General features: G+C 36.4%; 6 protein-coding genes. 4 read left to right on the top strand and 2 right to left on the bottom strand.

Features of this window, described 5'->3' with window-relative positions; genetic code table 11:
• Positions 1–141 precede the first annotated feature (141 nt).
• From MSI_RS12205 to MSI_RS12190, 3 genes are read left to right on the top strand one after another with little or no spacing between them, the layout of a single operon-like run.
• Positions 142–1,374, top strand: coding sequence for a CDP-glycerol glycerophosphotransferase family protein (locus tag MSI_RS12205; protein WP_009107519.1), 1,233 nt, complete (start codon positions 142–144; stop codon positions 1,372–1,374).
• Positions 1,371–3,491 (top strand): glycosyltransferase family 1 protein, encoded by a 2,121-nt coding sequence (locus MSI_RS15065; RefSeq protein ID WP_009107517.1) that lies wholly within the window; start codon positions 1,371–1,373, stop codon positions 3,489–3,491. The genes MSI_RS12205 and MSI_RS15065 overlap by 4 nt, the downstream gene beginning before the upstream one ends.
• Position 3,492: 1 nt before the next feature.
• Positions 3,493–4,608, top strand: coding sequence for a glycosyltransferase (locus tag MSI_RS12190; RefSeq protein ID WP_009107515.1), 1,116 nt, complete (start codon positions 3,493–3,495; stop codon positions 4,606–4,608).
• A 2-nt stretch (positions 4,609–4,610) separates the two neighbouring features.
• On the opposite strand, the gene MSI_RS12185 is transcribed toward MSI_RS12190, so the two are convergent.
• Positions 4,611–6,584 (bottom strand): hypothetical protein, encoded by a 1,974-nt coding sequence (locus MSI_RS12185; protein ID WP_009107513.1) that lies wholly within the window; start codon positions 6,582–6,584, stop codon positions 4,611–4,613.
• A 19-nt stretch (positions 6,585–6,603) separates the two neighbouring features.
• Positions 6,604–8,370 carry a hypothetical protein gene (locus MSI_RS12180; protein ID WP_192807769.1) on the bottom strand — a complete coding sequence of 589 codons (1,767 nt, stop codon included), beginning with the start codon at positions 8,368–8,370 and terminating at the stop codon, positions 6,604–6,606.
• An 83-nt stretch (positions 8,371–8,453) separates the two neighbouring features.
• Between MSI_RS12180 and MSI_RS12175 the strand changes: the two genes are divergently transcribed.
• On the top strand, positions 8,454–9,158 hold a 705-nt coding region (locus MSI_RS12175; RefSeq protein WP_039924873.1), incomplete at its 3' end, for a hypothetical protein.

Genomic DNA, 9,158 nt, shown 5'->3' with positions numbered 1-9,158 from the left:
CCTCTTTATGCCATATCAGAGTAAGAGTTCAAATATTTTTACAGTAAAAAATTCAAGCTGGTATACAGTAAAAGATGATATTTTTATTGATTCCAACTGGAGCAAACTTAATAAATAATTTGTAAATTATCTGGAGGAAATATGTTTTTACCACTTTATATAGACCCTGGTACGGGAAGCATGCTCTTTTCTATTCTTATTGGAGCATGTGCAACTTTATTCTTTCTTGTTAAGGCACTCTGGCTTAAAATAAAGCTTTTTCTTACAGGCGGAAAAGATGCTGCTAAAACAGACAAATCTTACAAGCCTTATGTAATTTTCTGTGAAGATAAACGTTACTGGAATATCTTTAAACCTGTTCTTGATGAATTTGAAAAGAGACAGACAGATATTACTTACTATGTTGCAAATGATAAGGATCCTGTTTTTGCAGAAAAATATCAGTATGTTCACCCCGAAGTAATTGGCGAAGGAAACAGGGCTTTTGCAAAATTAAATATGCTTTCTGCCGGTATTGTATTAATGACAACACCGGGACTTCAGGTATACCAGTTAAAGCGAAGCCGCAATGTAAAACATTATGCTCATATACTCCATGCACCCGGTGATGCAACAATGTATCGTCTTTTTGGAATTGACTATTTTGATTCTATTCTCTGTACAGGCGATTACCAGTTTGCAGATATTCGTGAACTTGAACATAAAAGAAACTTACCTGAAAAAGAGCTTGTTACAGTTGGCTGTACTTATCTTGATGTATTCAAAAAGAAGATGGAAGCAATTCCTGCAGAAGAAAATCATAAGTTTACAGTACTGGTATCTCCTTCATGGGGTAAGTCTGCATTATTAAGTCTTTACGGTGAAAAACTTCTTGATCCTCTTGCAAAGACAGGCTGGAACATTATTATACGACCTCACCCACAGTCAAGAATCAGCGAAGCAGACATGCTTACAAAACTGGAAGAAAAATACAAGGATACTGCCAATATTATATGGGATAGTGAACGTGACAATTGTTATTCCCTTAAAAAAGCAGATATCATGATTACAGACTTTTCCGGTATTATCTGGGATTACACCTTCCTTTGCGACAAGCCTGTTATGTATGCAAATGCAGAAATGGATCTTATGCCTTATGATGCTTATGATCTTAACCATGAAATCTGGCAGTTTGATACACTTAAAAAAATTGGTATAAAGATAGAAGAAAAAGATTTTTCTAATATTAAAGAAGTTATTCAGAATGCTTCTGATAATCCTGAACTGGCTCAGCTGCGTCATAAAGCACGTGATGAAGCATGGCAGCATATTGGAGAATCAGGAAAACTTACAGCAGACTTTATGATTAAAACTGTAGAGGAACTTTCAAAGTGATTAAAAATATCACAATAAACGGTGACTTTCTGTGCAGAAATCTTACAGGTATAGAACGTTTTGCATATGAAACTACTATAAGATTAGATAAAATTATAGAAAAAGATTCGCTTTCTATCTTAGTTCCAAAGAATGCAAAATTTATTCCTGATTTTGAAAATATCAAAGTTGTAAGGAGTAATAAAAGCTGTAAGATTTTTCCTTTATGGGAACATATCTTTTTTTCTTTATATCTCTTTAAGACTAAGTCTATTCCTTTAGATTTTGCAAATGTTACTCCTCTTTTTAAGCCGGGTATTGTTTTTATTCATGACATATATGCAAAACTATACCCAAAAGATTTTACATCAAAAAAAGAAAAATTAATCCGACTGTATATGTGCATGATGTATAAACATTGTGCTAAGCATGCAAAAAAACTTCTTACTGTAAGTAACTTTAGTAAAAAACAGATAAGCAGTACCTACCATGTAAAAGAAGATGACATTTCTGTAATTTATAACGGCTGGGAACATATTAAAAATATTGAAGCTGATAATTCTATATTTGATGAGCATCCTGAACTTACAGAAAAAAATTATTTTTTTACCCTTGGCAGCCTGCAAAAAAGAAAGAACTTAAAATGGATCTGTAATTACGCATCAAAAAATCATGATGAAAGATTTGCAATTTCCGGTAAAGCAATTTCCGGAATGGTGAGCAATGAATTAAAAGAACTGCAGACTCTTAAAAACGTTGTTCTGCTGGGCTATGTGTCCGATGCCCAGGTAAAAGCACTTATGCAGAAATGCAAAGCTTTTGTATTTCCAAGTTATTACGAAGGCTTTGGTATACCGCCTTTAGAAGCACTTGCCTGCGGAGCCCCAATTATAATTGGTAATGCAGCATCTCTTCCTGAATTATATGGTAATACAGCCCACTATATAGACTGTAATAATACTGATGTAAAACTTTCAGAATTATTAAAAAATCAAACAGAAGCCCCTGAAAGACTTTTTAAGGAATATTCATACCGGCAGACTGCAGAAAAACTGAAAGAAACTCTAAGCGAATTTACACAAATGAAAATTGCCATTGACTGCAGAATGATAGGAAGCGGAGGAATAGGTTCTTATATTTCTGCCCTGCTCCCGCATTTTTTAAGGGATAATAAATGTCTTTTGATTGGAAGCAGTGAACAGCTCAAAAAGTTTTCTGCAGAAAAAAATGCAGAAATTGTTATCTGTAATACAAAACCTTTTTCTTTAAAAGAGATATTTAACTTTCCTAAAGCAATATTAAAAAAAATTAACAGATGTGACTTATATTACAGCCCATACTGTAATGTACCCGGGGGAATAAAAATTCCACTTTATACAACAATACATGATGTTGTTTTTCTTGATGTTCCTGGTCTTGCTTCAAAAGCAGGTACCTTTATTCGTAAATGCTTTTACAAAAGAGCCTGTTTTTATTCAAAAGAAATTTTTACGGTTTCTAATTTTTCTGCACAAAGAATAAAGCATCATTTACACTGTAAAAAGAATATTGTCTGTACTTATAATGCACTACCAGACTGGTTTTTTGAAAATAAAAAGCCAGACAGCAGTTTAGCAAAAGAAGACAAGATACTTTTTGTAGGAAATATAAAAAAACATAAAGGACTTTCTACACTATTAGATGCCTTTATAAAAGCAAAAGAAAAAGGATTATCATCATCTCTTGTAATTGTAGGAAATAAGGATAATTTTAGAACTGCAGACGAACAGATATTTAACAAAATAAACTCTGCTCCGCAAAATTCAGTAACCTTTACCGGAAAAATTACTGATGAAGATTTAAAGAATCTTTACAAGCAGTCTAAGGTTCTTGTTCAGCCAAGTTTATATGAAGGTTTTGGAATGCCTCCTTTAGAAGCACTTAATCTGGGAACTCATGTAATTTTGACTGACATTCCGGTATTTAAAGAGATTTATGAGGACTTTCCTGTAACCTTCTATAAAGCAGAAGATTCAGAAGAACTATATCAGAAACTGCTGGATATTGAAAATATCATTAAAGAACCATTAAATATTCCTGACAAGTATTCTTTTGAAAAAACTTATTCAATTATTATGAATTCTCTGGAGACAAAATAAAATGAAAGTAGCAATTGTACATGACTGGCTTGTAAATTATGGCGGCGCAGAACTTTTTGTGGAATATCTTTTAAAAATATATCCTGATGCAGAGATTTTTACACTTGTTTATAACAGGAAAAAAATCGGAAATCATTTTACAAACAATACAATTCATACATCATTTGTTCAAAAGATTGCATTTTCTTCAAAACTCTATACCAAGCTTTTAACTTTAATGCCAAAGGCTTTTGAATCTTTTGATTTTACAGGATTTGATCTGGTAATTTCTTCTTCTTCATGCTGTGCAAAAGGAATTATTACACCACCTTATGTACCTCATGTTGCATTTATTCATTCTCCAATGCGTTATGCATGGGACCTCTTTTTTGATTACAGAAAAAAAAGCGGAAGAATTACCCGCTTTTTTATGAATAAATGGATTCCTGCATTAAGACTCTGGGATTATGTTTCCAGTCAGAGAATTGACACAATAATTGCCAATTCAAAATTTATTGCAAGAAGAATTAAAAAATTCTGGAACAGAGATGCAAGGGTTATATATCTGCCTGTAGATGTAAGCCGTTTTAACCCTTGTGATAAACCAAGAGAAGATTTTTATGTAGCATTCAGCAGATTAGTTCCTTACAAGAGAATAGATCTTGCAATTTCTGCCTGCAAACTTCTTGGTAAAAAGCTTGTGGTAATTGGTGCCGGCAGCGAAATGGAAAACCTTAAAAAGCTTGCAGAAGGCAATAAAAATATTACTTTCCTTGGCCGTGCCTCTGACCAGGTGCTTGAAGACCACCTGCAGCGCTGCAAGGCCCTGCTTTTCTGTGCAGAAGAAGACTTTGGTTTTGTACCTCTTGAAGCTCAGGCCTGCGGTACCCCGGTAATTGCATACGGACGCGGCGGCGCCTTAGAAACAGTTATTTCAGAAAAGACCGGTTTATTCTTTGAACAGCAGACAACAGACAGCCTTGCTCAGGCTATAGAAAAATTTGAAGAACTTAATGCCCAGAATAAGTTTGTAAAAGAAGAGATAATTGAACACGCAAGATCATTTACAGAAGACCGCTTCCAGAAAGAATTTAAGGAAGCGGTTCAGGATGCAGTTGAAAGAGCCCGTGTAAAATAAGCTTACTTAAAGAAGAACTTACATCCTACAGTAATTACTACACCAATTGTTGTAGGATACTCTTCTGAGTTTGCAATGTGGTATGGTGTACTCCAGCCGGCATTAGCACAGTTACCGTTATTACCGGCTATATCTCTGTTATAGTCATTTTCATCAATTACAGTGTAATAACTCAAAACAAGTCCTAAATCTCCTGTAATCTCTATAGGACAGTGACGGTCCTGTACGCGCAGCTTTCCACCAATTGTAAGTGCATGGATCCAGTTATAGGCACCATCGTGAAGGAAGTATTTCTGAAGTTCATTGCGGTTATATGGAGACATTTCTGAATACAGGTTGCTGCCCGGAACCTGCTGGCTTCCATAATCTGCACCGTGACGGCTGAACTGATAATTGATATGAGCTGATAATGTTGGATCTATATTGAATTTAAATTCTGCAAGAAGTTCGTCTGAGTTAGGCGGCATATAGTAACCGATACAGCTGCCGGCATTTGTATAATTTTCAAAAATATAATGGTTATACCAAGGGGCATAGTTGATGGAATGGTGGGTATAGCAGTATGGTTCAACCTTGGTATAGCGCAGTGCAAAAGAAGCCCAGCTTAATTTTGGAATAGGGAATTTTAAACCTGCCTGGTAAGCAAACATGGCTCTGGTTGATTCAAAAATATTTCTCTTAAGAAGGGCTGTAACTTCTTCCAGATAGCCGGAGAACCAGATCTGTCCAAGTCCTGCCTTCTGCAAACGAATATCTCCAAAAAGAGCAAGGTTATCGTTATCACCTACACTGTTCTGATAAACAACATAGTTTGTAAGAGGGAACATATAACCAAGTTCAAAGCGTTTAGGCCATACTACAGTACTACCAAAATCACAGTGAAGATACTTAAAATCAACTTCTATCATATTGATAGAAAATGCATTCTGAAAGAAATATGTATCATCTGCAGAACCGGAATCCTCCGGCCATGAATTTTCTGCAATATAATCCTGATTAGGATATTCAAGGCCGCCAACCATAAATGAATATCTGAGCCATGGGAATAGAACAAAGGAAGTTTCAAGTCCAAAGAATGGATCTGCCTGTGCATTTAATACAAGGCTGGAACCGTTATCCATACCTGCCCATTCACGGTCTACTCGGCCAAATTTAACCAGCAGTTTGTCATCAAGTACAGAAAAGTTAATTTCACCCTTAATACCGCCGCCTACACTTAATTCCTGAGGCCAGCCTTCAAGACCTGATGCACTCAGGTTTGAAATAAAGTATACCTGACCGTCCCAGCGTTTGTTGTATTTATATGGCATGTAAGAGGTCAAAAGTTTTTTAGTAATTTTTCGCTTGTACTGAGAAAGATCTCTTGCACCTTCTACGCCATCCAGAAAGTCTACAAGTTCATCTGATGTATAATTACTGTTTCCAAACCAGCTGTATCCGATAAAGTAATCGCCAACTTCTACAAGACTTGCCTTAGTTCCATCAAAAAAAGCAAATACGTTATATGAGAAATACTTTGTCAGATCACCTTCAAAGGTAAAACTTGGAATAAGTTCAAAAAGATAACTTTTATTGTAATCACTTTCATTATACAGTCCAATTGACCCTTCCATTTCAAAGCCAAAGTTATAATTAAAACTGAGAGGAAGTTCCGGATTATCATTTTTTACCTGGGCATGAAAGATATTGTTTTTTACTTCTTCATTTGGGCGAAGTTTATCGACATAAAAGCCAAGGATTTTAGCTTCGCGCTCGGTCATTTCATAGCCGCTGTCGTAAATCTCATTTATAGCCTTGGTAATCTGGGCTCTGGTATAAGGCTTTGCACTGCTTATTGTAGAACAAAGCCCTTTAAGCTGTGCCTGTTCTATAATTTCGTAAACATCATCATAAATACTTACAGAAATGTTTTTCTGTGCAAAGAGATTTGTAATGCCTAAAATACTTACTAAAACTAAAACTGATAATTTTTTCATAACTACCTGCTATTTTATATTAAAAAAGTGAACAATTCAAAGCCAGGGCAATTTCCATACCCTGCTGAAAATTTCCGCTTTTATTATTATTATTAAATACAAACTGATACATCAGCTGAGCTTTTGCTGTTATGTGGTCATTAAAGCTGTAACTGCCCTTCACTGCAAGCTGATTTGTAAACTGCACTGTGCCTGTAAGGCGGAAGTCGCGGGCTTCTTTTTCTGCATCTTCTGCAGAGTAAAGTCCGTTTCTGAATTTTACAGCCGGATAATAACTGTTATAAGTACCCTCGCCATCATCTGCATACTGGCTGAATATTCCAAATGAATGTGTACCGTGGGCTACAAAAAGATAGTCTGCTTCTGCATTCCATTTTTTAGGCATGGTGTAGCCGAACTTTGCCTGAAAGCCTATGGCATCAGGACCGAATGGGGTTCCTATCCATGAACATAGAGGTGTGTCACCATTGCTCTGCATATTGTAGCGGTAGCTGTAGAGTGACCATTCTTTTGCCTGCTTGATGTAAAGGAAGGGTGTTGTATAAATGGCTTCTATTCCTGCTGCGTACCAGCCGCCATGTTCTTCAGGTATCTTTACTTCTACTCCGGCCTGATAGCCCCAGCCGTCAGGAACTGATTTTCCATTGTCGCTTGTAAGTTCGTTTGGAGGCTGAATTTCATCCTGTGAATACAAAACATAGATGCGGGTGTTGCGGCAAGGAAGTATTTCCAGGCTCAGGCCCATATAGGCACAGGTGTGGGCTTCTCCGTAGACTTTTTCTTCCCATTCTGTGTTCAGTTCTGTCCAGGTGCCGAATGAATGCAGAATCATAAGAGGGTTCATATAGCGTAAAGAAAAACCGCCGTTGATAAGGGTACCTTCCAGAAAGCCGATTTTAAGCCACTTCCATGGAATAACTTCCATAGAGTGCAGGTACATGAACTTTTCTTCATTATCTGAATGGTTTACTTCTATTACGTTCATCTCATACTTGAACTGACGCGAAAAGATTTCTGTATGAAAGTAAACGTTTGTGTCAAAGGTAGAGTTATAAATAATGGAACCGGTAGAGGTATTGCCTATCTGCAGGCCGCTTCTTGCTACGTGCAGGTTAAAGCCCCAGCCCGAATCAAATACATGGGTAAAAGATGCGTTTGCAACCTTTGGAGTATAAAAATCATACTGAGACAAATCGTAGCGGAGATTGTGGTTTAGGTAACTGTCTTTTAAAAGGCCGAACTGACTTGGGCCCAGAGAAAACTGAGTTTCTATAATGAATTTGTCGTCTATATCAAAGGTTACCGGTATTACTGCCAGGGGATTTGTAAAATCATTACCTGTATAAGAAGATTCTACGGCATAGCCGTCCTTATATTCATTTTCTTTTCCTGTGTAGTCGGTGGCCATGGACCATTCGATATTATCATTTGTGCGGGCAAGTACTGTCGGGTTCAGGTTAAGGTTAAGGCCGATTTTTACGGGCTTAAGGTTTATTGCAAACTTGTGCTGATTCAGATATTCAAGGGTTTTATCGTAAAGGACTTTACCGCCGTATGAAAGGGAATCGTAATCTATGCAGGAAAGGTAAAACTTTATTTCTTTTACACTTAATGGAGCATTATCAGCAATAGAAAGAAATTTTGTTTCAAGACAGAGTGCACTTAAAGAATCATAAACCCAGTGCCCTGCTGGAACAAGCTGTTGTGAACCGTACCCTTGAGAAGCAAGCGGAAGTAAAACTTTTGTCATCAAAAACACAACAAATAACTTTCTTAAATGTTTCATATATTGCAATTCTAATGATTTTCTTTCTATAAAACAAGCGTAACTTATAGTACTTTTTTTCATTTTAAGGTATTATGAAAACTATGACATCAGAAGAATTGCTGAATTATCTTAAGTACAAATATCCTCGTACAAGCTCTTTTATATCAGGCCTGTCGCTTTTTTTTGTAGACCTGCTTGTTGTAATGCTTTCGCTTTCAATAGGATTTTTTATTGTAAACCTTCTTTTTACATCATCACTTAATTTTAAATCAGTAATTTACTATTTCTTTTTTACACCGGTTTTTTCCCTTACCTTTGCGGCTGTTGGTCTATATCCTGGCATTATGATTCCGCCGACAGAAGAAGTTAAAAAATTCTGCGGCTGTACTTTTTTTGTTCTTGGAGCCATGACACTTGGAATTATCATTGCAGATATAAACGATTATGAAATTGTTCAGACTTTGATTAAAGATTCTGCAGACAAGGCTGTTATTCTTGCTTTTGCAATAACCTTCCCTGTTGCAACAATTCTTCTTCCAGGTTTCCGTGAACTTGCAAAGACCCTTTTCGGGCATTTCAGCTGGTGGGGAGTCCCTGCAATCATTTACAGCAGTAACCACAGTGCAGATTTCATCATCGATAAACTCATTAAAAATCCTTACCTGGGCTATCATCCTGCTGTTGTTGTTGATACTGAAGCAAAGGGCTACGAAGAATATCACGGAGTTCCTGTTTTACCACCTTTAAAAGAACTTCTTGATAACATTAAAATGCATAATGTAAAACTAGCCGTAATCTGTGATTAT

The organism is Treponema sp. JC4, assembly GCF_000260795.1.
Classification (GTDB): Bacteria; Spirochaetota; Spirochaetia; order Treponematales; family Treponemataceae; genus Treponema_D.
The sequence above is the reverse complement of the archived record's forward strand: the minus strand, read 5'-3'. Positions and strand labels throughout refer to the sequence as shown.

Excerpts from the sequence above, each read along its gene's own strand:
- MSI_RS12205 (WP_009107519.1), top strand. The coding sequence starts at position 142 with ATGTTTTTACCACTTTATATAGACCCTGGTACGGGAAGCATGCTCTTT.
- MSI_RS12180 (WP_192807769.1), bottom strand. The coding sequence starts at position 8,370 with ATGAAACATTTAAGAAAGTTATTTGTTGTGTTTTTGATGACAAAAGTT.
- MSI_RS12190 (WP_009107515.1), top strand. The coding sequence starts at position 3,493 with ATGAAAGTAGCAATTGTACATGACTGGCTTGTAAATTATGGCGGCGCA.
- MSI_RS12185 (WP_009107513.1), bottom strand. The coding sequence starts at position 6,584 with ATGAAAAAATTATCAGTTTTAGTTTTAGTAAGTATTTTAGGCATTACA.